Consider the following 24660-nt stretch of genomic DNA (forward strand, 5'->3'; position numbering starts at 1 on the left):
CGCTAGAAGACCGGCACGCCGTCCCGGGTCAGCTTCCAGCCCACGGACGCAAACTGCGCCGGGTCGACCGTGCCCTTGGCCCGCACCCACTGGATGATCGTGTTGCGGATCTCGTCCGAGTTCGCCCACAGCTGCTCGGCCTTGGCGACGTGCGGGAAGGCGCCGCCGCCGCTGGCGCGGTAGTTGTTGACGGCGAGGACGAACGTCGCGGCCGGGTCGAGCGGCTTGCCCTCGAAGGACAGGCCGGTGATCCGCTGTCCGGCCGGCTTGGCGATGTCGATCTCGTAGGTGAGCCCGTACACGGCGTCGTAGTTGTAGTCCGGGGTGTTGTCCGCGTTGGTGAGCTTCGCGGTGTCGACGGGGGCGCCGGCCGGGGTCTGCACGTAGTACTTCGCCGAGTACTCCAGGTACTCCTTCAGCTGGGCGCCCGTCATCAGACGGGCCTCCAGGGTGTTCTCGAAGGGGTAGAGCCCGGCGGCGTCCTTGATGGTGATCTGGCCGGCCGGGATGCGGGCGGTCCGGGAGAAGCAGGACGCCTGCGAGAGCACCGGCAGGGCGGCGTGCGCGCCGCCGGCCAGCGCGGCCTTCACGGTCTCGGCCTGGACGACGTTGATCAGGTCGATGATCGGCTCGTCCTTCCACGGCGCGTCGGCCGTGGTCATGACGGCGGTGGAGGTGCCGATCACGGTGTTGACGTACTCCACGACCTTCTTGTGCTCGTCGGCGAGGAGACCGGTGATCTCCGGGTCCTCCTCGACGGTGTTGGAGTTGAGGACCTGGGCGGCGACCTTCTCCACCGTCCAGCGGCCCTTCTCCCACACGAGGTCGAAGTCGAAGAGGGTGAGGCGCTGGCCCCACTTCAGCGGCTCGGAGAGCACGACCTCGCGGCCGGTCTCCTTGTTGGCTATCCGGTACTCGGGGATCTCGGTGTGGGCGTGGCCGACGAGGATCGCGTCGATGCCGGGGACCTGCTCGGCGACGAGCCCGGCCGCGTTCTCGATGTGGGGCAGCTGGTCACCGTACGAGGAGGTGCCGCTGGAGCCGGAGTGGGCGGAGACGATCACGACGTCGGCGCCCATCGAGCGCAGCTTCGGCACCCACTTCGCGGCCTGCTCCTCCAGCCCGGGGAAGACCATCTTGCCGTTGACGTTGGCCTTGTCCCAGATGGCGATGCCGGGGTTGGTCAGCCCGAGCACCGCGACCCGGACGTCCTTGCCGTGCGGGGTGCGCAGCCGGTGGAGGCTGTACGGGGGGAAGGCCGGGCGCAGCGTCTTCGCGTCGAGCGCGTTGGCGCCGAGCAGCGGGAAGTCGCACTGCTCCTCGAACTTCCGCAGCACCGGGATGCCGTAGTTGAACTCGTGGTTGCCGAGCGCGGCGGCGTCGTAGCCGATGGCGTTCATGGCCTGCGCCATCGGGTGGACCGGGCCGCCGGCCTGCGTGATGGGGTCGATCTTGGCGTAGTAGTACGAGAGCTGGGTGCCCTGGATGGTGTCGCCGGCGTCGATGAGGAGGGTGTTGCGGCGGCCCTTGGCGGCGCGGACCTGGTTGACGAGGGTGGAGATCTTGGCGAGGCCGACGTCGTTGTGGGCCTTGTCGTCGAACTCCTTGTCCGTGAAGTAGTCCCAGTTGAGGACGTTCCCGTGCAGGTCGGTGGTGCCCATGACGGTGAAGGAGTACCGCTTGGCCGGCCTGGGGCGGCGCTCCTGGGCCGCGGCGGGGGCGACGGTCCCGGCGGTGAGGGCGGCCCCGGCCCCGATGGCTGCGGAGCTCTCCAGGAAAGTCCGGCGGTTCAGCGGCATGTCGTACTCCTCGGTGTTCGTGGCGCTGTCTCAGGTGCACAACGCGCGTAGATTCTGGCTCAGACGCCTCCCGGGCAACACCCCTTTCGGGTTACGGAGTGGGAAAGTGTTCCTACGCCACCGACCCCCGGCCCGGAGGAGCACGCCGTGACGCACACCCACCCCACCCCCCAGGCGCCGCAGGTGACGGTCCGCGGCGAGGGCCGTCTGGAAGTCGATCCGGAGCTGGCCCGGTTCTGGATCGGCGTCTCCGCGCGGGGCGCCGACCGGGCCGCGGTCCTCGCGGACCTCACCCGCCGCAACACCGAGGTCCTCGATCTGCTCAGGGCGCGCGGGACGGCGGTGGGGAAGCTGGAGACGGGCAGCTTCTCGATCGCGCCCGAACAGCCCCGCCGGGCCCGGGGCGAGCAGGTGCGGGCCTACCGGGGGCGGGTGCGGATCGGCGTCGAACTGACCGACTTCACGGTCCTCGGCGAACTGGTGCCCCAGCTCGCCGACCGCGACCAGACGGAGGTGGACGGCCCGTGGTGGGAGCTGCGCCAGGACTCGGAGGCGTACGCCGAGGCGCGCCGGCTCGCGGTGGCGGAGGCGGTCCGGCGGGCCCGCGCCTACGCGGAGGCGCTGGGCACCTCGCTCGGCTCACTCCTCGAACTGTCGGACGCCGGGCTGCCGGAGGCGGGGACGCCGAAGGGCGGCGGCTTCGCGCCGATGCTCGCCTCCTTCGCGGGGGAGGGCGCCGGCGGGGCCCCCTCGCTCGACCTCGAACCGCAGCGCCGGACGGTGACCGCCGAGGTCATCGCGCGCTTCACGATGCTGCCGCCCGCACTCTGAGACGAGCGGTCCGGGGGCGCGGAAATCGCTCATCGGAGCACGCCGGCGCACAGATTCAAGTCTTGTCAACAACGTTTCACGGAAAGGTTGTTGAGTAGTCATGCCGGACCCACCGGCTACTGATGGGTAAGGCCCTAGGCTCGACTCATGCGCCGAGCGAAAATCGTTTGTACCCTTGGGCCCGCCACCGAAACATACGACCAGATCAAGGCGTTGATCGAGGCCGGAATGGACGTGGCCCGCCTCAACCTCAGCCACGGCACCTACGCCGAGCACGAGGAGCGCTACCAGCGCGTCCGCAAGGCGGCCGAGGAGACCGGTCGCAGCGTCGGGGTGCTTGCCGACCTTCAAGGCCCGAAGATCCGGCTCGGCCGCTTCCGCGAGGGTCCCGTACTCCTTGAACGCGGCGACGCGTTCACCATCACCGTGGAGCCCACCGAGGGCGACCGCCACTGCTGCGGCACCACCTACTCCGGCCTCGCCGGGGACGTCGCCGCCGGTGAGCGGATCCTCGTCGACGACGGGCGGGTCACCCTGGAGGTCACCTCCGTCGACGGCCCCCGGGTGCACACCCGGGTCGTCGAGGGCGGCATGGTCTCCGACCACAAGGGGCTCAACCTGCCGGGCGTCGCCGTCTCGGTCCCCGCGCTCTCCGCGAAGGACGTCGAGGACCTCCGCTGGGCGCTGCGCACCGGCGCCGACGTCATCGCCCTCTCCTTCGTCCGCTCCGCCCGGGACATCGAGGACGTCCACCGGATCATGGACGAGGAGGGCCGCCGCCTCCCGGTCATCGCCAAGATCGAGAAGCCGCAGGCGGTCGAGAACATCGAGGAGATCGTCGCCGCCTTCGACGGCATCATGGTCGCCCGTGGCGACCTCGGCGTCGAGATGCCGCTGGAGCAGGTCCCGATCGTCCAGAAGCGCGCGGTGAAGCTGGCGAAGCGCAACGCCAAGCCGGTCATCGTCGCCACCCAGATGCTCGACTCGATGATCGACAACTCCCGGCCCACCCGCGCCGAGGCGTCCGACGTCGCCAACGCCGTCATCGACGGCACCGACGCCGTGATGCTCTCCGGCGAGACCAGCGTCGGGCGCTACCCGATCGAGACGGTCCGCACCATGAGCCGGATCGTCGAGGCCGCCGAGGAGGACGTCCTCGCCAAGGGCCTGCCGCCGCTGACCGAGCGGAACAAGCCGCGCACCCAGGGCGGCGCGGTGGCCCGGGCCGCCGCCGAGATGGGCGACTTCCTCGGCGCGAAGTTCCTGGTCGCCTTCACCCAGTCCGGCGACACCGTGCGGCGGCTCTCCCGCTACCGCTCGCCGATCCCGCTGCTGGCCTTCACCCCGGACCCGGGGACCCGCTCGCAGCTCAACCTGACCTGGGGCGTCGAGACCTTTCTCGGCCCGCACGTCGACTCCACGGACGCGATGGTCGCCCAGGTCGACGAGGAGCTGCTGCGGATCGGGCGCTGCCGGAAGGGTGACGTCGTGGTGATCACGGCCGGCTCCCCGCCCGGCGTCTCGGGCTCCACGAACCTGGTGCGCGTGCACCACATCGGAGACCCGCTCGCCTAGCCGCCCGGCCTCGCGCCGCGACGGTCTGCCGGGAAGGACCCCGCCACAGCACGAGGCGGCGGGGTTCTCGCGTTCTCCGCGCCCACGCCCTGCCCCGGCCGGAGGCGATCCTCGACCGGCCGCTGCCGAAGGGGGGAGGGGTCCGTCAGGTGCGGACCTTGGAATTGAAGGTAAAGTACCCCGGGTGGGATTCGAACCCACGCTGGATGGTGTTTGAGACCATTGCCTCTAACCGCTGGGCTACCGGGGCTTCCTTTGAAACGAAGGTCGGCAGTTACCCGCCGTGGCACCACCTTACAGGAGGTAGGTAGGCTCATGGGGAGCTGTATCCGCCTCGGAACGAGGCCATCGAACGAGGAGCCCGCGTGACCGCCCCCGAGTCGCCCCAGCCCGCCGAGGACGCCGAGGCGTCCCACGTCCCGCCGCTGACCACCCGCGTCGTCATCGCCGAGGACGAGGCCCTCATCCGCCTCGACCTCAAGGAGATGCTGGAGGAAGAGGGCTACACGGTCGTCGGCGAGGCCGGCGACGGCGAGGCCGCCATCGAGCTGGCCCGCGAGCACCGCCCGGACCTGGTCATCCTCGACGTGAAGATGCCCAAGCTCGACGGCATCTCCGCCGCCGAGAAGATCGCCGGCGAGTCCATCGCCCCGGTCCTCATGCTCACCGCCTTCTCCCAGCGCGACCTCGTCGAGCGCGCCCGTGACGCCGGTGCCATGGCGTACCTGGTCAAGCCCTTCAGCAAGAGCGACGTCGTGCCGGCCATCGAGATGGCCGTCTCCCGCTTCGCCGAGCTGCGCGCCCTGGAGCAGGAGGTCGCCGACCTCACCCAGCGCCTGGAGACCCGCAAGCTGGTCGACCGCGCCAAGTCGATCCTCCAGACCCAGTACGGCCTCTCCGAGCCGGCCGCCTTCCGCTGGATCCAGAAGACGTCCATGGACCGCCGCATGTCCATGCAGCAGGTCGCCGAGGCCGTCATCGAGGACGCCGAGGAGAAGAAGGCCGCCAAGGGGCAGTAGCCCCGGCCGGCCCGTACACGGCGGAAGGCCCGCCCCGCGCGATGCGGGGCGGGCCTTCTCGTCGTCGTACCGGACTCAGTCCTCGCCGAGGTACGCCTTGCGGACGGACTCGTCGTGCAGGAGGTCGCCGCCCGTGCCCGAGAGCACGATCTTGCCGATCTCCATCACGTGACCGTGGTCCGCCAGCGCCAGCGCGGCCTGGGCGTTCTGCTCGACGAGCAGGATCGTGGTGCCCTGGGCCTTCAGCTCGGCGATGGTCGCCATGATCTTCTGCATCATGATCGGCGACAGACCCATGGAGGGCTCGTCGAGCATGAGCAGCTTGGGCTGGGACATCAGCGCCCGGCCCATGGCGAGCATCTGCTGCTCACCGCCGGAGAGCGTGCCGGCCGCCTGCTTGCGACGCTCGCCCAGGATCGGGAAGAGGTCGTAGGCGCGCTGCACGTCCTTGGCGATGCCGGCGGTGTCCTTCCGGAGGAAGGCGCCGAGGAGGAGGTTCTCCTCGATGGTCATGCGCGGGAAGATGTGCCGGCCCTCGGGGGAGTGGGCCAGACCCAGCGAGACGATCTTGTGCGCGGGGATCTTGCGGAGGGACTTGCCCTCGAACTTGATCTGCCCGCCGACCGGCTTGAGGAGCCCGGAGAGGGTCCGCAGGGTGGTGGTCTTGCCGGCGCCGTTGGTGCCGATGAGGGTGACGACCTCGCCCGCCTCCACGGAGAAGGAGATGCCCTTGACGGCCTCGATCTTTCCGTAGGCGACGCGCAGGTCCTCGACTTCGAGCAGTGCGGTCATGCGTCGTTCTCCTTGCCCGGAGCGGCGTCCTTCGCGGCGTCCGCCGCGTCCGCCGGGGTGTCGTCCTCGGCCGGGGTCTCCTCCGCCGGGGCCTCGTCGTCCGCCGGGGCCTCGTCCGCCGGAGCGTCGTCCTCGGCCTCGGTCTCCTCGGCCTCGGTCTCCGCCTCGGGGGTCTCCGCCTCGGGAGCCGCCGGAGCGGCGGCCTTCGGCGCCTCCTCGATCGGCTCGCCGAGGTACGCGGCGATGACCCGCTCGTCGCTCTGGACGGTCTGGCTGTCGCCCTCGATCAGCTTCTGGCCCTGCACGAGCACGGCGACCCGGTCGCACAGGTTGAAGATGAAGCGCATGTCGTGCTCGATGACGAGCACGGCGATGCCCATGTCCCGGATCGCGAAGATGAGTTCCTCCGCCGCACGGGTCTCCTGCGGGTTCATGCCCGCCGTCGGCTCGTCCAGCAGGATCAGACCCGGGTCGCTCGCCAGCGCACGGGCGATCTCCAGCTTGCGCTGCTCGCCGTACGGCAGGTTCTTCGACAGGAGCTGCGCCTTGTGCGCCAGACCGACGAACTCCAGGAGCTCCATCGCGCGCTTCTCGGAGGCCGCCTCGGCCTTCTTGAAGCCCGGACCGCGCAGCAGGGCGGACCAGAGGCCCTCCTTGGTGCGGGTGTGCCGGCCGACGAGCACGTTCTCCAGGACCGTCATGTTGTTGAAGAGACGGATGTTCTGGAAGGTACGGGCGATGCCGGCCGCGGTGACCTTGAAGGACTTCGGCGGCAGGACCTGGCCCTTGTAGCGGACCTCGCCCTCGGTGGGCACGTACAGACCGGTGAGGCAGTTGAAGAAGGTGGTCTTGCCGGCGCCGTTCGGGCCGATCAGACCGACGATCTCGCCGCTGTTGACGGTGAGGTTCACGTCGCGGACGGCGGTCAGGCCGCCGAAGCGCATGGTGACCCCGCGCGCGTCCAGCACGGTCTCGCGGGCGGCCGGCTCCGTGGTGGCACCGGCCTCGGTGGTGGTGGTCGTCATGGTTCAGGCACCTGCCTTGGCGGGCTCAGCGGCCGGCTGCTCGTCGTGCTCGTGGAACTCCAGCTGACGGCGCTTGTCGGCCACGATGCCCTCCGGACGGAAGCGCATGATCAGGATGAGCGCCACGCCGAAGGCGAACAGCTGGTACTCGCCCATGAACTGGAGCTTGTTCGGGATGAGGAAGAGCAGGGCCGCGCCGACCAGCGGGCCGCTCATCGTGCCCATGCCGCCGAGGACGACGGCCGCGAGCAGGAAGGCGGAGTTGGGCGGGATGGGACCGGCGAAGAGGTACTGCTCCGGCGTCACCGTGTACGTGACGTGGGCCTGCACCGTACCGGCGAGGCCGGCCAGACCGGCACCGAGCGCGAAGGCGATCAGCTTCACGCGGAAGCCGTTGATGCCCATCGCGAGCGCGGCGGTCTCGTCCTCGCGGATCGCCACCCAGGCGCGGCCGATGCGGGAGTCGCCCGAGCGCCGGAAGACCAGCACGACGACCGCCATGATCAGCAGCATCAGGAAGAAGTAGTTGGCGAAGCGGCCGATGGTGAAGCCGGCGATGGTGTGCGTCTGCCCGAAGTCGAACCCGAAGAAGTTCAGGTTCGGGATGGACGCGATGCCGTTGGAGCCGTTGGTGATGTCCGGGCCCGAGGTGCCGTCGGTGTTCATCACCGCGATGCGGAAGATCTCACCGAAGCCGAGCGTCACGATGGCGAGGTAGTCGCCGCGCAGCCGCAGGGTCGGGGCGCCGATCAGGACACCGAAGACCACCGAGGCCGCGGCGCCGACCAGGACCGCCGCCCAGAAGGGGAAGTGGACGCCGAAGGGGGAGGTCGGGGCGCCCGAGACGAGGGCCGCCGCGTAGGCGCCGACGCCGAGGAAGGCCACGTAACCGAGGTCGAGCAGACCGGCGAGGCCGACGACGATGTTCAGGCCCAGGGCGACCGTGGCGAAGATCAGGATGTAGACGCCGAGCGTCGCGTACTGGTCGTCGGTCTGGGTGAAGGGGAACAGCGCCGCGGCGATGAACGCGCCCGCGATCGACAGGTTCTGGTGCTTCGAGGTGAGCTGCGTGGCCTGCTTGAGGAGGCCGGAGGCGCTGATCGCGGCGAAGCCGAGGCCGGCCGTGATCAGGAAGCCGAGGAACAGCTCGTCGTACTCGGTGCCGATGCCGTAGGTGAAGACGCCGAGCGCCAGGCCGAGGACCACGGCGATGATCAGGATCTCGACGGTGGACGACAGCGGCGGGAGCTTGCGCACCGGCTGGGGCGCGGAGAAGGCGGCCTTGACGGCGGCCCAGTGGTTGCGCCGCTGCTGCCTGTGCTGGTCCCAGCGGGTGTCCTCCGGGTCGACCGGCAGCACGGCCGGCCGGGTGAACGGCAGGTCGAGGGCGGCGAGCAGGGTGGCCAGGGTGGCCACCGCGAGCACGGCGCCGCCGGGCTCCAGGTTGACCAGGCCGCCGAGCTGGACGCTGATCGCGCCGAGGGTGAACCAGGCGGTGGCGAAGGAGGCCAGCGCGCCGAACTTGATGGCGGCGTCGGCGCCGGCCGGCGTCAGCCAGCCGAGCCCCTTGATCCCGTAGGAGGAGAGGGCGAAGAGGGCGGTCAGGGCCCCGAGCAGCAGGACCTGGAGCTGGAGGCCGGCGGGGTAGCCGTACACGGTGAGGTCGCCCGGGAAGCCGGGGTCCCAGGTCCAGGCGAGGAAGCAGCTCGCGATGGTGAGGAGGGAGCCGCCGAGCACGACGGCGCGGGCGATCGGCTCCGGCATGAGGCCGATCAGGCCGCGGTCGGCGGTCTTCGCGGTCTCCGTGGCGGCGGGGGCCTGGGGGTTCTCGGAGATGGTGGTCATGGTGCTCACGCCCTGTCCGCGACGCGCTCGCCGAGCAGACCCTGGGGCCTGGCGAGGAGGACGACGATGAGGAGTACGAAGGCCCAGACGTTGGCCCAGGACTGGCCGCCGAGCTGCTCCATACCGGGGATCTGGTCGACGTAGGCGGTCGCCATCGTCTCGGCGACGCCGAGGACGAGGCCGCCGATCATGGCGCCGTAGATGTTGCCGATGCCGCCGAGGACGGCGGCGGTGAACGCCTTGAGTCCGAGGAGGAAGCCCATCTTGTAGTCGACGACGCCGTACTTGAGGCCGTAGGCGACGGCACCGACGGCGGCGAACACGGCGCCGAGGGCGAACGCGATCACGATGATCCGGTCGGTGTTGACGCCCATGAGCTTCGCGGTGTCCGGGTCCTGCGCCGTGGCCTGCATGCCGCGCCCGGTGCGGGTGCGCATGACGAAGAAGGCGAGGAAGGCCATGCAGATCGGGGCCGCGATCACCAGGAAGATGTCACCCGTCTGGATGGTGACCGAGCCCAGCTCGATCGGGCCGCCGGGGATCTGCGGGAAGGTCCGGGCGGACTTGGCCTCCGGGTACCAGACCCAGACGGCGTACTGCAGGGCGAGCGAGAGGCCGATGGCCGTGATGAGCGGCGCGAGGCGCGGGCCGCCACGGAGCGGGCGGTAGGCGAACCGTTCCGCTCCGACGGCTATCGCCGTCGCGACGATCACGGCACCGATGATCATGAGGGGCAGCGCGACCCACATGCTGGTGCCGCCGGGCAGGATGAGCCAGACCGTCAGGGCCCCGAAGCCGCCGGTCATGAAGATCTCGCCGTGGGCGAAGTTGATGAGCTGGACGATGCCGTAGACCATCGTGTAGCCGACGGCGACCAGCCCGTACATGGATCCCAGTAGCAGGCCGTTGACCAGCTGCTGCGGCAGTTCGTTCACCGCATTGTCCTCCGAGACTTTCGACGGATATGACACCGCGCGGGGTGCCTGTGGTGTGCGGCCCCCCGCGCGGTGAAAGGTGGTGCTGAGTGGTGCTGAGTGGGGTGGAGCTGAGGATCAGCCGCCGAAGGTGCCGGACTTGACCGGCTTGTGGGCGCCGCCCGTGACCTGGTAGACGGTGAGCTGCTTGTTGGTGGTGTCACCGAACTCGTCGAAGGCGACCGAGCCGGTCACGCCCTCGAAGGAGACACCCTGGACGGCCTCGACGACCTTGGCGCGGGCGTCGTCCGGGAGCTTGCCGCCGTTGCCCTCGACGACCTTCTTGACGGCCTCGATGATGGCCCAGGTCGAGTCGTAGGAGTAGCCGCCGTACGCCTCGAACGCCTCCTTGTAGTTCGCGGCCTTGTAGTTGGCCAGGAACTCCTTGGCGGAGGCGAGGGACTCGATCGGGGCGCCGACGGAGGTGGCGATGTCGCCCTCGGCCGCGGCGGCACCCGCGAGCTTGACGTACTCGGGGGAGAAGAGCGCGTCACCGCCGACGACGGTGACCTTGGCGCCGGCCTCCTTGATCTGCTTGGCCAGCGGGCCGGCGGCCGGGTACTCGCCACCGTAGTAGACGACGTCCGCACCGGAGCTCTTGACCTGGGTGGCGACCGCGGAGAAGTCCTTGGTGTCCGGGTCGATGTGCTGGGTGCCGACGACCTTGCCGCCGAGCTTCTCGAACTCGCCCTTGAAGGTGCCCGCGAGGCCGGCGCCGTAGGTCTTCTTGTCGTCGATGATGAACGCCTTGGTCTTCTTGGCGTCCTTGAAGACGTACTGGGCGGCGAACGGGCCCTGGATGGCGTCCGTGGTGGCCGTGCGGAAGTACGACTTGTAGCCGCGCTTCTTGTCACCGGAGGCCCAGTTCGGGCCCTGGGACAGCGACGGGTTGGTGTTGGCCGGGGAGACCTGGACCAGCTTCGCGTCGTCGAAGACCTTCTGCATGGACTCGGCGACGCCGGAGTTCAGCGGGCCGACCACGCCGAGGACGGACTTGTCGGCGACCAGCTTGGTGGCGTTCTGCTGGCCGGACGACGGCTGGGCCTGGTCGTCCAGGGCGACCAGCTTGAAGGTGACGCCCTTGACGTACTCCTTCTTGTTGGCCGTGTTGACCGCGAGGTCGGCCGAGTTCTTGATGCCCAGGCCGAGGGCGGTCAGCTCGCCCGTGAGCGGGGCGTCCAGACCGATGGTGACGGTGATGCCGCCGCCCGCGTTGGAGCCGTCGCCGCCCTTGTCGTCGCGCGAACCGCAGGCGGTGAGGGTGAGTGCTCCCGCGGTGACCGCGGTGGTGAGTATGAGCAACGAACGGTTTCGCACGAAGGGTCCTTTCCCTGGCGCGGCCCCCTCTGCCGAGGCGGTGCCGTGGAGCTGCGGAGCAAGAGGTGCCGTTGGTGATTGCCGGGCCGTACTGAGTGCTGGTACGAGGCCGTGCAGTAGGTCGCGCCCAGTGGCGCGGTGACTGGCGGTGACTCTAAGCGCAGGTGGGGAGGGTCGGGGAGCGGCGAGTGAAGGATGTGACTGTCTTGTTATGCCGACGGGGTGAGCGGGGCTGAGAGGTCGGTCTAAATCCGGGCATAGCGACGTGTAACAAGGTGTTCACATGCTGAGAACGCCCAGTTCCGCTAAGGGGCTTGAGTGAATCTTGGTACTGACGCGGAACTTCGCCGACTCTCCGGATATCGGACAGGGCGCCCGAACTGAGCGGACGGATGTCAAGCCTCGGCCCCTCCTCGGCACCTCGCCTCCGTGATCACGGAGGGTGACGGAAGCGGGGTGGCGGCGGGGCGGGCGGCCGCCCCCGCGATCGGCCGGATCCCCTCGCTTTCGAACGTACCTCCGAGGCCCGGGAGTTGGGAGGGGCTGGCGTGAAAACGCCCTGAGGGGACGGGAATTGATGCGCGCACGGTGACGGACGCGGGTCCGACGCCCGTGGGGCACGGACCGGTCGGCCGCCGGCGATCCGGTGCCGGACACGCCGAAGGGGGCGGTACGCCTCCGCGTACCGCCCCCTTCGTGAAACCGGCCGACCGGCCCCGGCTCAGGCGCCGTTGAGCCTCGCCTCCTGCGGCAGGCTGCCCGCGTCGAGCGGACCGATCTCCCGCAGCATGCAGGTCAGACGCGCCGAGCAGACCCGGCGGCCCTGCTCGTCGCTGATGACGATCTCGTACGTCGCCGTCGACCGCCCGCGGTGCACCGGCGTCGCCACACCGGTCACGAGACCGCTCCGCGCGCCCCGGTGATGGGTGCAGTTCAGGTCCACGCCGACCGCGATCTTCGACGAGCCGCCGTGCAGCATCGAACCCACCGAACCGAGCGTCTCCGCGAGCACCGCCGAGGCGCCGCCGTGCAGCAGCCCGTACGGCTGGGTGTTGCCCTCCACCGGCATGGTGCCGACGACCTTCTCCGCCGACGCCTCCAGGATCTGGACGCCCATCCGGTTCCCCAGGTGCCCCGCCGAGAAGAGTGCCGGCAGATCCACGCCGAGCGCGGCGTACTCGTCGATGACCTCCTGCGGGAACTTCACGTGCTGCTGCTCACCCATGACCCGGCTCCGTTCGTCGTCGTACGGCTGATCCTTCCCGCCCTCCCGCTGGCTGAGCAAGCGCTTAGGCGGACGGTTGCGGCGATTCTTCCAGACGCACGATCACGGACTTGCTCGCGGGGGTGTTGCTGATGTCGGCCGTCGACTCCAGCGGCACCAGCACGTTGGTCTCCGGGTAGTACGCCGCCGCGCACCCCCGCGCGGTCGGATAGTGCACCACCCGGAAACCGGGCGCCCGCCGCTCGCTGCCGTCCGACCACTCGCTCACCAGATCCGCGTACACCCCGTCGGCGAAGCCCAGCGCCGCCGCGTCCTCCGGGTGCACCAGCACCACCCGGCGGCCGCCCCGGATCCCCCGGTAGCGGTCGTCCAGACCGTAGATCGTGGTGTTGTACTGGTCGTGCGAACGCAGCGTCTGCAGCAGCAGCCGCCCCTCCGGCACCTTCGGGTACTCCACCGGCGCCGCCGTGAAATTGGCCTTCCCGGTCTTCGTCGGGAAGCGCCGCTCGTCCCGGGGCGCGTGCGGCAGCGCGAAACCGCCCGGGTTCGCCGCCAGCCGCGCGTTGAAGTCCTCGAAACCGGGCACCACGCGCGCGATCCGGTCCCGGACGGCCGCGTAGTCCGCCTCGAACGCCTCCCACGGCGTCGCCGACCCCTCGCCCAGCACCGCCCGTGCCATCCGGGCCACGATCGCCGGCTCCGAGAGCAGATGCGGACTCGCCGGCGGCAGATTGCCGCGCGAGGCGTGCACCAGCCCCATCGAGTCCTCGACCGTCACGAACTGCCGCCTGCTCTTCTGCACGTCCTTGTCCGTGCGCCCCAGCGTCGGCAGGATCAGCGCCCGCCGGCCGGTCACCGCGTGCGAGCGGTTCAGCTTCGTCGACACGTGCACGGTCAGCCGCGCGTTGCGCATCGCCGCCTCCGTGACCTCCGTGTCCGGGGTGGCGCCGACGAAGTTCCCGCCCATCGCGAAGAACACCTTCGCCTCGCCGTCCCGCAGCGCCTGGATCGACCGCACCACGTCGAAGCCGTGGTGGCGCGGCGAGACGATCCCGAACTCCTTGTCCAGCGCGTCCAGGAAGGCCGGCGCCGGACGCTCGAAGATGCCCATCGTCCGGTCGCCCTGCACATTGGAATGCCCGCGGACCGGGCACACGCCCGCACCGGGCCGCCCGATGTTCCCCCGGAGCAGCAGCAGGTTGACCACCTCGCGGATGGTCGGCACGGAGTGCTTGTGCTGGGTCAGGCCCATCGCCCAGCAGACGATCGTCCGCTCCGAGGCCAGCACCATCTCCAGGGCCCGCTCGATCTCCGCGCGGGACAGCCCCGTCGCCGCGAGGGTCTCCTCCCAGCCGGCCTCCCCGGCCGCCGCCGCGAACTCCTCGAAGCCGTGGGTGTGGTCCCGTACGAACTCCTCGTCGACCGCCCCGGGCGTCTCCAGGACCAGCTTGTTGAGCAGCCGGAAGAGGGCCTGGTCGCCGCCGATCCGGATCTGCAGGAAGAGGTCGGTGAGCGCCGCGCCCCGCAGCATGCCCTGCGGGGTCTGCGGGTTCTTGAACCGCTCCAGACCCGCCTCCGGCAGCGGGTTCACCGAGATGATCCGCGCGCCCCCGGCCTTCGCCTTCTCCAGCGCCGACAGCATCCGCGGATGGTTCGTGCCCGGGTTCTGCCCCGCCACGATGATCAGGTCCGCCCGGTGCAGGTCCTCCAGGGAGACGCTGCCCTTGCCGATGCCGATCGTCTCGGTCAGCGCCGAGCCCGAGGACTCGTGGCACATGTTCGAGCAGTCCGGCAGGTTGTTGGTGCCGAACTCGCGCGCGAAGAGCTGGAGCAGGAACGCGGCCTCGTTGCTGGTCCGGCCCGAGGTGTAGAAGAGCGCCTCGTCGGGGGAGGAGAGCGCGGTCAGCTCCTCCGCGATGATCGCGAAGGCCCGCTCCCAGGTCACCGGCTCGTAGCGGTCGGCGCCCTCCGGCAGGTACATCGGCTGGGTGATCCGGCCCTGCTGGCCCAGCCAGTAGCCGCTCCGCTCGGCCAGCTCGGCCACCGGGTGCGCGGCGAAGAACTCCGGCGTCACCCGCCGCAGCGTCGCCTCCTCGGCGACCGCCTTCGCCCCGTTCTCGCAGAACTCCGCCAGGTGCCGCTTGTCGCCCTCCGGCCAGGCGCAGCCCGGACAGTCGAAGCCGTCCTTCTGATTGACCTTGAGCAGCGTCCGCGCCGTGCGGACGGCGCCCATCTGCTCCTGCGCGATCCGGAGGGTGTGCCCGATGGCGGGCAGGCCGGCTGCGGCGTGCTGCGGCGGCGTGACCTGCGGTGCGTCCTGGACCGGGTCACCGGCCGGCGGCTTGCTGACCATCGCGCTCTCCCTTGAGCGATCGACCTGTGGCGTACGTCTCCGATCCTGTCACGGACCGCCGACAGCCCGGCACCCCGACCGGTGTGGACGGGATTGTCGGTGGTCCGTGGCAGGATCGTCGTGTGGCCGAGACAGCATCGAAGAACCCCGCAGACACCCGCCCCCGCCTGCTCCTCATGGACGGGCACTCGCTCGCGTACCGGGCGTTCTTCGCGCTCCCCGCGGAGAACTTCACCACCGCGACCGGGCAGCCGACGAACGCGATCTACGGCTTCGCGTCGATGCTGGCGAACACCCTGCGCGACGAGGCGCCCACGCACTTCGCCGTCGCCTTCGACGTGTCCCGCAAGACCTGGCGCTCGCAGGAGTTCCCCGAGTACAAGGCGAACCGCTCGAAGACCCCCGACGAGTTCAAGGGGCAGGTCGAGCTGATCGGCGAGCTCCTCGACGCCATGAACGCGCCGCGGTTCGCCGTCGACGGCTTCGAGGCCGACGACGTCATCGCCACCCTCGCCACCCAGGCCGAGGCCGCCGGCTTCGAGGTCCTCATCGTCACCGGCGACCGGGACTCCTTCCAGCTGGTCACCGACCACACCACCGTGCTCTACCCCACCAAGGGCGTCTCCGAGCTGACCCGCTTCACCCCGGAGAAGGTCCAGGAGAAGTACGGCCTCACCCCCTCCCAGTACCCGGACTTCGCCGCCCTGCGCGGCGACCCGTCCGACAACCTCCCGGGCATCCCCGGCGTCGGCGAGAAGACCGCCGCCAAGTGGATCAACCAGTTCGGCTCCTTCGCCGAGCTGGTCGAGCGCGCCGACGAGGTCAAGGGCAAGGCCGGGCAGAACCTCCGGGACCACCTGGAGTCCGTCAAGCTCAACCGCGTCCTCACCGAGATGGTCCGGGACGTCGAGCTGCCGAAGACCGTCGCCGACCTGGCCCGCGAGCCGTACGACCGCAAGGCCGTCGCCCTGGTCCTCGACACCCTGGAGATCCGCAACCCCTCGCTGCGCGAGCGGCTGCTCGCCGTCGACCCCGGCTCCGCCGAGGCCGCCGAGCCGGCCCCCGCCCCCGGCGTCGAGCTCGACTTCACCGTCCTCGGCTCCGGCGAGCTCGCCCCCTGGCTGGCCGCCCACGGCGAGCAGCCCCTCGGCGTCGCCACCGTCGACAGCTGGGCGCTCGGCACCGGCAGCGTCTCCGAGATCGCCCTGGCCGGCGCCGGCGGCGAGGCCGCCTGGTTCGACCCCAGCGAGCTGGACGAGGCCGACGAGCGGGCCTGGTCCGCCTGGATCGCCGACCCCGCGCGCCCCAAGGTCCTGCACAACGCCAAGGGCGCCCTCCGGGTCTTCCCCGAGCACGGCTGGAGCGTCGCCGGCGTCACCATGGACACCGCGCTCGCCGCCTACCTGGTCAAGCCCGGCCGCCGCTCCTTCGCCCTGGACGCCCTCTCCCTGGAGTACCTCGGCCGGGAGCTCGCCCCCGCCGCCGCCTCCGAGGGCCAGCTCGCCTTCGGCGCCGAGGACCATGCCGAGGCCGAGGCCCTGATGACCCAGGCCCGCGCCGTCCTCGACCTCGGCACCGCCTTCGAGACCAAGCTCGACGAGGTCGGCGCCCGCGGGCTGCTGTACGACGTGGAGCTGCCCACCTCCGTCCTCCTCGCCCGCCTGGAGCGGCACGGCATCGCCGCCGACCGCGACCACCTGGAGGCCATGGAGCAGCAGTTCGCCGGCGCCGTGCAGCAGGCCGTCAAGGAGGCCCACGCCTCCGTCGGCCACGAGTTCAACCTCGGCTCGCCCAAGCAGCTCCAGGAGGTCTTCTTCGGCGAGCTCAACCTCCCGAAGACCAAGAAGACCAAGACCGGCTACACCACCGACGCCGACGCGCTCGCCTGGCTGGCCGGCCAGACCGAGCACGAGCTGCCGGTCATCATGCTCCGCCACCGCGAGCAGGCCCGGCTGCGCTCCACCGTCGAGGGCCTGATCAAGACCGTCGCCGCCGACGGCCGGATCCACACCACCTTCAGCCAGACCGTCGCCGCCACCGGCCGTCTCTCCTCCACCGACCCGAACCTGCAGAACGTGCCGGTGCGGACGGACGAGGGCCGCGCCATCCGGCACGGCTTCGTCGTCGGCGAGGGCTTCGAGTCCCTCATGACCGCCGACTACAGCCAGATCGAGCTGCGCGTCATGGCCCACCTCTCCGAGGACGAGGGCCTGATCGAGGCGTTCACCTCCGGCGAGGACCTGCACACCACCGTCGCCTCCCAGGTCTTCGGCGTCGAGCGGTCCGCCGTCGACGCCGAGATGCGCCGCAAGATCAAGGCCATGTCGTACGGCCTCGCCTACGGCCTCTCCGCCTTCGGCCTCTCGCAGCAGCTGAACATCGACCCGGGCGAGGCCCGCGGCCTGATGGACACCTACTTCGAGCGCTTCGGCGGCGTGCGGGACTACCTGCGCCGGGTCGTCGACGAGGCCCGCGCCACCGGCTACACCGAGACCATGCTCGGCCGCCGCCGCTACCTGCCGGACCTCAACAGCGACAACCGCCAGCGCCGCGAGGCCGCCGAGCGGATGGCGCTCAACGCCCCGATCCAGGGCACCGCCGCCGACATCGTCAAGGTCGCCATGCTCAAGGTCGACCAGGCACTCACCGAGGCCGGTCTCGCCTCCCGGATGCTCCTCCAGGTCCACGACGAAATCGTCCTGGAGATCGCCCCCGGCGAGCGCGAGCGGGTCGAGGCCCTGGTCCGCGAGCAGATGTCGGCCGCCGCCGACCTCCGCGCCCCGCTCGACGTCTCGGTCGGCGTCGGCCCCGACTGGGACTCGGCCGCGCACTGAGCCCACGGCGCTCCACCGGTGGCCGCACGCCCTCGCGGGCCGCGGCCACCGGCGTGTGCGCCAGGTGGCCACTCCGGGGCCGGCCCCGCGGCCTCACCCAGGAGGCCCGGATCGGCGAACTCACGGACGGGAGCGCGCCGTACGGCCGGCCGGGACTCCCTCCTCCGCCGGACCGGGGGCGGGGACCGCTCCCCGCCCTCGCAGCCGGGCCGCCGTCCCGTACAGCAGGAGCCCCGCGACGAGCCCCGCGCCCGCACCGAAACAGGCGGTCGGGATGATGTCGAGCGGGTTCTCGATCCGGTCCCAGCCCCAGTACGCCGCCCAGCGCAGCACCCGGTGCGCGACCCCGGCGAGCACACAGCCCCCGATCAGCAGCACCGCCGCCCGCCGCCCGCGCCGGCCCGGCACCGGCACCGCGGCGGTCGGCTCCGCCCCGGCCGGCACCGACCGCAGCGCCCGGGCCGTGAACCAGCCGAGCAGCCCCAGCGCCAGTGCCGAGCCCCCGTACTGCGCGTACTGGTAGACCGGGAACCCGGCCACGACCTCCGCCAGGAACGGGATCGTCCGCGTCCCCCACCGGTCGATGTGGGTGAAGGTGTCCCAGACGACGTGCGTGGCCGCGCCGAGCGCCGCCGACCCGGCGAACGCGAGGGCGAGCCCGGCCGGCTTCCGCCCCCGCCACGGCCGGCCGCGGACCAGCGCGTGCACCGGACCGCGCCACCGCCCCGGCAGCAGCCCGACCAGCGGCTCACGGACCATCAGCCAGAGCCCCACCAGGACGGCGGCGACGAGCACGTCGACGGTGACGATCCCGGCGGGGGAGTGGGTCACCTCCCCGAACTCCATCGCCCCGGGCACCGCCGTCGCCGCGAAGTAGGTGAGGTCGGGGGCGAAGCTGCCGGCGACCAGGGCGGAGGCGACGAGCGGTCCGCGCGCGGTCCCGTCCCGCCGTAGCGCCGGCAGCACCGCGGCGGCGTGACTCAGGGTGAAGGGCACGGAAGGAACCTCCCGGTCGTACGGATGATCGGCCCGCCCGGCAAGAGGCGCCGCGCCGCCCGGATGGTTCCCGGGGGTGCCTCCGGACCCCGGAGTCCGGACCTCCGTGTCCGGCCGACGGGAGGCCAAGGGGTGACGAAAGCGTGAAACCCGGTCAGGCGCTGGTGTCCGGTGATACGTACATCGCATAGGGTCGCCTGAGGCCACACGCGGGGAGCGTGCGGTTCCAGTCGATTTGGGGAGGGGTGCACGGTATGGCAGCGCAATTCGGCCGTCGCCTGCGCAGGGGCGCCACGAGCGGAGCGATCGTGGCGGCCGCGGTCGCGGCGCTGGCCGCTTCGCAGGGGCCGGGAGCGATCCCGCCGCCGACCGACAACCTCAACGGCGACCGGGCCGTCGGCGCCGGCGACGCCACCAGCCCGGCCGGCGGCCTCGACGGCGGCTCGGCGACCGGCGACTCGCCGTACTACACCGACCTGCCGCCGCTGAACTCGCCGAACCTGCCCGGCGCGTTGCCCCACTCGCCCCAGCTGCCGATCGTCACCGGCCCCGCCGCCGCCGGCATACCCGCGACCGTCCTCGCCGCCTACCGCCGCGCCGAGGCGTCGGTCCGCGCCACCGACCCCTCCTGCAACCTGCCGTGGCAGCTCCTCGCCGGCATCGGCAAGGTCGAGTCCGGCCAGGCCCGCGGCGGCCGCGTGGACGCCAACGGCACCACCCTCGCCCCGATCCTCGGACCGGTCCTCGACGGTGTCGGCTTCGCCAACATCTCGGACACCGACGACGGCGCCTTCGACGGCGACACCACCCACGACCGCGCCGTCGGCCCCATGCAGTTCATCCCGTCCACCTGGGCCACCTGGGGCCAGGACGCCAACGGCGACGGGAAGAAGGACCCCAACAACATCTACGACGCCGCCCAGGCCGCTGGCATGTACCTGTGCGCCGACGGCCGGAACCTGGCCGTCAAGGCCGACCTCGACCGGGCGATCCTCAGCTACAACCGCTCCACGGAGTACCTGAACACCGTCCTCTCCTGGTTCGAGTACTACGGGCGCGGCGCCCACACCGTCCCGGACGGCACGGGCGTCCTCCCGGTCGACCGCAGCGACCGGCCCGTCACCGGCAGGACGGTCCGCCCGTCCGAGTCCGCCGCGCCGCCCTCGCCCTCCCCGAGCCCCACCCCCTCGCCGCAGAAGCCGTCGCCGAAGCCCACCGAGACGACCCCGGTCACGCCCTCGCCGAAGCCGACCGAGCCGACGAAGCCGCCGGTCACCGACCCGACCCGGCCTCCCGTCGCCACGCCCGTCGAGGTCCCGCCGACGCTCAGGGTCGCGCGCCTCAAGCCCGGCACGGCGGTGCTGACCGCGGTCACCGAGAGCACCTTCGCCCAGGCCGCGACCGTCACCGCCGTCGACGCCTCGGGTCGCCCGGTCGCCGGCGTCAGCGTCCGCTTCGAGCTGCCCGCCACCACCGACGCCCGCTTCCCCGCCGGCGCCACCACGGTCACCGTCACCTCGGACGCGCGGGGCGTCGCCAAGGCCCCCGCCCTCCGCGCCGGAGCGAAGGCCGAGCCCTTCACCATCCGCGCCACCGTCCCCGGCCGCTCCCTGCCGGCCGCCGAACTGAAGGCGACCGTCGAGGTCCGCAAGGCCGACGCCCTCGCCCGGATCGGCGACACCGCCCTGACCGCCCAGACCGGCGCCGGCTACGCCGACGTCACGGTCGAGGCCCGCCTCGGCGGCGCGCTCGCCGCCGGCGTGAGCGTCACCGCGGTGGTCGCCGACTCGACGGACGCGCCGACCCAGAGCGCCGAAGGCCCCTCCTTCGGCAAGGACGCCGCGGGCAACCCGATCCGCACCAGGGTCCTGAAGACCGACGCCCAGGGCCGGCTGTCCATCGGCGACCTCGTGGCGGGCGAGAAGGCCGGCGGCTACGTCCTCTGGCTCACCGCGCCCGGCGGCGGCACGGTGAAGCTGACGCTCACCGTCACCGCCCCGGCCACCACGCCGCCCACCACGGAGCCGACCCCGGACCCGGCCCCGACGACCGAGCCCGCGCCCACCGCGTCCGGCTCCACGTCGGCCTCGCCCTCCACGAGCCCGTCGCCCACGAGCTGATCCGCGCCGCCCTTCCGCCGCACCGCCCCTTCTCCGTGCCGCCCCCGCCGCGTCCCTCCCGGGACGCCGGGGGCGGCGCGCGTTTCCGTCCGTCCCGCCACGAGCTGTTCTCATCTCACGGTCGCGTTGCTACGGTGCCCCCGCCCTGACGATCCATCAGATCACTTGCCGGGAGGCCGACATGCGCGCCCTCGTCGCCGCCGCCATCGGACTCGTACCCGTCCTGCTCTTCGTCCTGCTCGTCTCCGTGGTCGATCTGCCGCCCGACGGCCCCACCTCGCCCAGACCCCTGCTCACCGCCGACCCCGGCCCGAAGAAGTAGGGAGCCCCCGTGCGCCGCCGAGCCAGCCTCGTCCTCCTCTCCCTCGCGGTCTTCCTCGCCGCCATGGCCCCCACCCTGCGCTGGTACGCCTTCCCCCGGCTGGCCAAGATCCCGCCGAACCAGTACCAGGAGATGGTCCTGGAGGCCCGCCCCGCGACCCTCCTCGACTACGGCACCCTCAAGGCCCGCGAGGTCGAGAAGATCACGATCGTCCAGACCCTCAAGGGCAACGTGGAGGAGTCGAAGCGGATCGAGCGCGGCACCGACCGCGACGTCGTCGTCTGGGACGGCCTCTCCTACGTCATGGGACCCGACGGCGCGATGGTGTCCAAGATCCCCGAGCGGTACGTGTTCGACGCGCACACCCAGGACCCCGTGAACGTGCCGGGCGAGATGGTCGACGGCGACCCGGTCACGCGCGAGGGCATCGAGTTCAAATGGCCCTTCCTCACCGAGAAGCGCGACTACCTCTACTTCGACGCCCAGACCCGCACCTCGTCCCCCATCCACTACGTGGGCACCCGCACCTTCCGCGGCCTGGAGGTCTACTACTACGAGCAGACCATCCCCTGGACCCAGGTCCCCATGCCCAAGACCATGCCGGTCGAGGGCATCACCCCCGACGTCATCGCGAGCATGGGCCTCACCCGCTGGTACACCACCAAGCGCATGTTCTGGGTCGAGCCCGTCACCGGAGCCCCCGTCAACGGCGAGGAGATCCACAAGGAGGAGCTCCGCGGCGCCAAGGCCCTCACGGGCAAGGACACCGTCACCGTCTTCGCCGGCCACGTGAAGATGCGCGAGGACTACATCGCCGACACCGTCGAGCTGGTCTCCGCCAACCGCACCACCGTCCTCCTCCTCGTCTCCCGGCTGCCGTGGACCTTCACCGTCCTCGCCCTCCTCCTGCTCGCCCTCGCCCTCTGGCTGGAGTCCCGCTCCCGCCGCCCCGCCCCCGCAACCGCCCCGAGGACGGAACGGGAGCCCGTCACCCCTCCCGTCTGAGCCGCGCGATCGTGTGCCGGGTCGGCTCCGCCGAGGACGGGTCCTCCGGCCACGGATGCTTCGGATACCGCCCCCGCAGCTCCGCCCGCACCGCCCGGTAGCCGTCCCGCCAGAACGAGGCCAGATCCGCGGTGACCGCCGCCGGCCGCCCGGCGGGGGAGAGCAGGTGCACCAGCACCGGCACCCCCGCCACCGTCGGCGTCCCGTCCAGCCCGAACATCTCCTGGAGCTTCACCGCCAGCACCGGCCGCCCCTCCCCGTACGCCACCCGGATCCGCGAACCGCTCGGCACCTCGATCCGCTCAGGGGCCAGCTCGTCGAGCCGCCCCGCCTCGCCCGAGGCCCACGGCAGCAGCCGCCGCAACGCCTCCCCGGCGTCGATCCGCCCCAGGTCCGCCCGCCGCGCCGCCCGCGACAGCTCCGGCTCCAGCCACTCCTCGGCCCGCTCCACCAGCGCCTCCTCCGACACGTCCGGCCACGCCCCGCCGACCGCCTCGCGCAGGAACGCCAGCCGCTCCCGCAGCTCCACCGCCTCCCGGCTCCACCGCAGCAGCCCCGTCCCCTCCCGCCGCAACCCGTCGAGCAGCGCCTCCCGCACCAGCACCGGATCGGCCGCCGACCCCAGCGGGCGCACCGTCAGCTCCACCGCCCCCAACCGCTCCACCGACCGCGCGACCACGTCGCCGTCCTCCCAGCGCACCTCCTCGCCCGCCCGGAACAGATGCCCCGCCGCCCGCCGCGCCACGGCCTCGTCCACCACCGCAGCCAGCCGCACCCGCGCCGTCGCGTCCCGGGCCGTCCGGTCCGCCACCGCCACCGCCAGCCACGGCGCCGACCGCAGGCCCGACCCCTCACCGAGCCGGGCCCCGCTGCCGGACACCATCAGATGTCCGTCCCGCTCCCGCGCCCGCGCCACCCGCTCCGGGAACGCCAGCGCCGTCACCACCCCCGCCACCGAGTCCTCCCCGGCCGCACCCGCGCCGTCTCCGGCTCGCCCCTCCCAGGCGCCGCCCTCCGCGGCCGCCGCCCGCTCCAGCCGCCGCACCTCCGCCCGCCAGCGCGCCCCGTACCCGTCCCCGCCCCGCCGGGCCGCGCGCCAGGCGGCCGTCAGATCGTCCCCGTACTCCCGGGGCGGCTCCTCGCTCAGCAGCGCCACCACCTCGGCAGCCCGCCGCACCCCCACCTCGGCCGCCCCGTCGAGCAGCGCCCGCCCGAGCCGCGGATGCAGACCGAGCCGGGCCATCCGCTCGCCCCGCCCGGTCGCCTTCCCCGCCGCGTCCACCGCCCCGATCGCCTCCAGCACCGAGCGCGCCGCCGCCAGCGCCCCGGCCGGCGGCGCGTCGAGCAGCGCCAGCCCCTCCGCCGTCGGATCGCCCCAGCAGGCGACCCGCAGCGCGAAGTCGGCCAGATCCGCGATCCGGATCTCCGGCGCCGGGAACCGCGCCCGGCCGCTCTCCTCCGCCTCCGCCCAGCACCGGTACACCGTGCCCGGCGCCTCCCGCCCCGAACGTCCCGCCCGCTGCGTCGCCGCCGCGGCCGACACCGGCACCGTCGCCAGCGAACCGAGCCCCCGGGCGTGATCCATCCGCGGCTCCCGGGCCAGCCCCGCGTCCACCACGACCCGCACCCCCGGCACCGTGAGGCTCGACTCCGCCACCGACGTCGACAGCACCACCCGCCGCCGGCCGCCCGGCCCCGCGCCCCGCAGCACCGCGTCCTGCACCGCCGCCGGAGCCCGCCCGTGCAGCTGGAGCACCTCCGCGTCCACCCCGTCGAGCAGCCCCGCCGTCCGCGCGATCTCCCCCGTGCCGGGCAGGAAGCAGAGGACGTCGCCCTCGTGCCGCGCCAGCGCCTCCCGCACCGTCGCCGCCACATGCCGCAGCAGCGCCGGATCCACCCAGGTGCCGTGCGCCGGCCGGATCCCCGCCGGCGGCGGCACATGACGCACCGCGAACCCGTGCCCCTCGCCCTCGCTGCGCACCACCGGCGCCGGTCCGCCGCCCTCCTGGGCGGTCAGCAGCCGCGCCCACGCCTCCGCGTCACTGGTCGCCGAGGCCGCGACGAGCCCCAGCTCCGGCCGCAGCGCGGCCCGTACGTCCACCAGGAACGCCAGGGCCGTGTCGGCGTCCAGGTGCCGCTCGTGACACTCGTCGAGCAGCACCACGTCCACCCCGGCGAGCTCCGGGTCCCGCTGGAGCCGCTGGAGGAGGATGCCCGTCGTCACCACCTCGACCCGGGTCGCCGGCCCGGCCCGCCGCTCCCCGCGCACGGAGAAGCCGACCGCCCCGCCGACCTCCTGGCCCAGCAGCCACGCCATCCGCGCGGCCGCCGCCCGCACCGCCATCCGGCGCGGCTCGGCCACCAGCACCCGCCGCCCCGGCCCGTCCCCTATGAGTCCCGCGAGCGCGAGCGGCACCAGCGTGGTCTTGCCGGTGCCGGGCGGCGCGTGCAGCACCGCCGTGCCGCGCTCGGCGAGCGCGGCCAGCAGCTCGGGAACGGCATGGCGGACGGGAAGCAGATCGAGTACGTCGTGTCGGATCACGCACTCAGTCTCGTACGCGAAGGAAAAAGGCGGGCCCGGTTATCCACAGGCCCGCCTATAAGTACGACTGTCCGACTTCGAACGGC

General features: G+C 72.1%; 17 protein-coding genes and 1 tRNA gene. 7 read left to right on the forward strand and 11 right to left on the reverse strand.

Annotated elements, in window-relative coordinates:
• Nucleotides 1-2: 2 nt before the first annotated feature.
• Nucleotides 3-1799 (reverse strand): bifunctional metallophosphatase/5'-nucleotidase, encoded by a 1797-nt coding sequence (locus IF73_RS0101775; protein ID WP_031002653.1) that lies wholly within the window; start codon nt 1797-1799, stop codon nt 3-5.
• 147 nt (nt 1800-1946) lie between these two features.
• Between IF73_RS0101775 and IF73_RS0101780 the strand changes: the two genes are divergently transcribed.
• Both IF73_RS0101780 and pyk read left to right on the forward strand, forming a co-directional pair.
• Entirely contained in the window at nt 1947-2630 is a 684-nt protein-coding gene (locus IF73_RS0101780; RefSeq protein WP_031002655.1) for an SIMPL domain-containing protein, read from the forward strand.
• A 147-nt stretch (nt 2631-2777) separates the two neighbouring features.
• The gene (pyk, locus tag IF73_RS0101785; RefSeq protein WP_031002657.1) at nt 2778-4205 is read left to right on the forward strand and encodes a pyruvate kinase; all 1428 of its coding nucleotides are present in this window, start codon (nt 2778-2780) and stop codon (nt 4203-4205) included.
• A 176-nt stretch (nt 4206-4381) separates the two neighbouring features.
• On the opposite strand, the gene IF73_RS0101790 is transcribed toward pyk, so the two are convergent.
• Nucleotides 4382-4455 (reverse strand) — tRNA-Leu (locus IF73_RS0101790).
• A gap of 115 nt (nt 4456-4570) precedes the next feature.
• Between IF73_RS0101790 and IF73_RS0101795 the strand changes: the two genes are divergently transcribed.
• Complete coding sequence (locus tag IF73_RS0101795; RefSeq protein WP_031002659.1) at nt 4571-5224, forward strand: ANTAR domain-containing response regulator; 654 nt, start codon at nt 4571-4573, stop codon at nt 5222-5224.
• Between the two features lie 75 nt (nt 5225-5299).
• Here IF73_RS0101795 and IF73_RS0101800 read toward each other — a convergent pair whose 3' ends face one another.
• The 7 genes from IF73_RS0101800 to IF73_RS0101830 all read right to left on the reverse strand — a co-directional run bounded on the left by IF73_RS0101800 (nt 5300) and on the right by IF73_RS0101830 (nt 14755).
• Complete coding sequence (locus IF73_RS0101800; protein WP_031002662.1) at nt 5300-6016, reverse strand: ABC transporter ATP-binding protein; 717 nt, start codon at nt 6014-6016, stop codon at nt 5300-5302.
• On the reverse strand, nt 6013-7041 hold the full coding sequence (locus IF73_RS42515) for an ABC transporter ATP-binding protein (protein WP_031002664.1): 1029 nt from the start codon (nt 7039-7041) through the stop codon (nt 6013-6015). The genes IF73_RS0101800 and IF73_RS42515 overlap by 4 nt, the downstream gene beginning before the upstream one ends.
• A gap of 3 nt (nt 7042-7044) precedes the next feature.
• On the reverse strand, nt 7045-8886 hold the full coding sequence (locus IF73_RS0101810) for a branched-chain amino acid ABC transporter permease (RefSeq protein ID WP_031002666.1): 1842 nt from the start codon (nt 8884-8886) through the stop codon (nt 7045-7047).
• 5 nt (nt 8887-8891) lie between these two features.
• Nucleotides 8892-9821, reverse strand: a complete 930-nt coding sequence (locus IF73_RS0101815) for a branched-chain amino acid ABC transporter permease (RefSeq protein ID WP_031002668.1) — start codon at nt 9819-9821, stop codon at nt 8892-8894.
• 117 nt (nt 9822-9938) lie between these two features.
• Nucleotides 9939-11177 carry a branched-chain amino acid ABC transporter substrate-binding protein gene (locus IF73_RS0101820; RefSeq protein WP_031002670.1) on the reverse strand — a complete coding sequence of 413 codons (1239 nt, stop codon included), beginning with the start codon at nt 11175-11177 and terminating at the stop codon, nt 9939-9941.
• 721 nt (nt 11178-11898) lie between these two features.
• Nucleotides 11899-12402 (reverse strand): hotdog fold thioesterase, encoded by a 504-nt coding sequence (locus IF73_RS0101825; RefSeq protein ID WP_031002672.1) that lies wholly within the window; start codon nt 12400-12402, stop codon nt 11899-11901.
• Nucleotides 12403-12466: 64 nt separating this feature from the next.
• Nucleotides 12467-14755, reverse strand: coding sequence for an FdhF/YdeP family oxidoreductase (locus tag IF73_RS0101830; protein WP_031002674.1), 2289 nt, complete (start codon nt 14753-14755; stop codon nt 12467-12469).
• 122 nt (nt 14756-14877) lie between these two features.
• Here IF73_RS0101830 and polA point away from each other — a divergent pair, with 122 nt between their 5' ends.
• Complete coding sequence (gene polA / locus IF73_RS0101835; protein ID WP_031002676.1) at nt 14878-17589, forward strand: DNA polymerase I; 2712 nt, start codon at nt 14878-14880, stop codon at nt 17587-17589.
• A 120-nt stretch (nt 17590-17709) separates the two neighbouring features.
• Here polA and IF73_RS0101840 read toward each other — a convergent pair whose 3' ends face one another.
• Nucleotides 17710-18585: a DUF4184 family protein gene (locus tag IF73_RS0101840; RefSeq protein WP_031002678.1), complete on the reverse strand. Its 876-nt coding sequence runs from the start codon at nt 18583-18585 to the stop codon at nt 17710-17712.
• A 254-nt stretch (nt 18586-18839) separates the two neighbouring features.
• Here IF73_RS0101840 and IF73_RS0101845 point away from each other — a divergent pair, with 254 nt between their 5' ends.
• The 3 genes from IF73_RS0101845 (at nt 18840) to IF73_RS0101855 (ending at nt 22032) form a co-directional block, all read left to right on the forward strand.
• Nucleotides 18840-20705: a lytic murein transglycosylase gene (locus IF73_RS0101845; protein ID WP_031002680.1), complete on the forward strand. Its 1866-nt coding sequence runs from the start codon at nt 18840-18842 to the stop codon at nt 20703-20705.
• A gap of 181 nt (nt 20706-20886) precedes the next feature.
• Nucleotides 20887-21027: an SPW_0924 family protein gene (locus tag IF73_RS40235; protein WP_107049178.1), complete on the forward strand. Its 141-nt coding sequence runs from the start codon at nt 20887-20889 to the stop codon at nt 21025-21027.
• 9 nt (nt 21028-21036) lie between these two features.
• Nucleotides 21037-22032, forward strand: a complete 996-nt coding sequence (locus IF73_RS0101855) for a DUF3068 domain-containing protein (protein ID WP_031002682.1) — start codon at nt 21037-21039, stop codon at nt 22030-22032.
• Here the strand turns inward: IF73_RS0101855 and hrpB are convergent.
• Nucleotides 22016-24574, reverse strand: coding sequence for an ATP-dependent helicase HrpB (hrpB, locus tag IF73_RS0101860; RefSeq protein ID WP_031002685.1), 2559 nt, complete (start codon nt 24572-24574; stop codon nt 22016-22018). The genes IF73_RS0101855 and hrpB overlap by 17 nt on opposite strands.
• Between the last annotated feature and the right edge of the window lie 86 nt (nt 24575-24660).

The organism is Streptomyces sp. NRRL F-5727 (genome assembly GCF_000719555.1).
Lineage (GTDB): Bacteria > Actinomycetota > Actinomycetes > Streptomycetales > Streptomycetaceae > Streptomyces.

What these genes read in the sequence shown, in the direction of transcription:
- IF73_RS0101775 (WP_031002653.1), bottom strand. Translation starts at nt 1,799, where the DNA reads ATGCCGCTGAACCGCCGGACTTTCCTGGAGAGCTCCGCAGCCATCGGG.
- pyk (WP_031002657.1), top strand. Translation starts at nt 2,778, where the DNA reads ATGCGCCGAGCGAAAATCGTTTGTACCCTTGGGCCCGCCACCGAAACA.
- IF73_RS0101800 (WP_031002662.1), bottom strand. Translation starts at nt 6,016, where the DNA reads ATGACCGCACTGCTCGAAGTCGAGGACCTGCGCGTCGCCTACGGAAAG.
- IF73_RS42515 (WP_031002664.1), bottom strand. Translation starts at nt 7,041, where the DNA reads ATGACGACCACCACCACCGAGGCCGGTGCCACCACGGAGCCGGCCGCC.
- IF73_RS0101810 (WP_031002666.1), bottom strand. Translation starts at nt 8,886, where the DNA reads ATGACCACCATCTCCGAGAACCCCCAGGCCCCCGCCGCCACGGAGACC.
- IF73_RS0101825 (WP_031002672.1), bottom strand. Translation starts at nt 12,402, where the DNA reads ATGGGTGAGCAGCAGCACGTGAAGTTCCCGCAGGAGGTCATCGACGAG.
- IF73_RS0101830 (WP_031002674.1), bottom strand. Translation starts at nt 14,755, where the DNA reads ATGGTCAGCAAGCCGCCGGCCGGTGACCCGGTCCAGGACGCACCGCAG.
- IF73_RS0101845 (WP_031002680.1), top strand. Translation starts at nt 18,840, where the DNA reads ATGGCAGCGCAATTCGGCCGTCGCCTGCGCAGGGGCGCCACGAGCGGA.
- IF73_RS40235 (WP_107049178.1), top strand. Translation starts at nt 20,887, where the DNA reads ATGCGCGCCCTCGTCGCCGCCGCCATCGGACTCGTACCCGTCCTGCTC.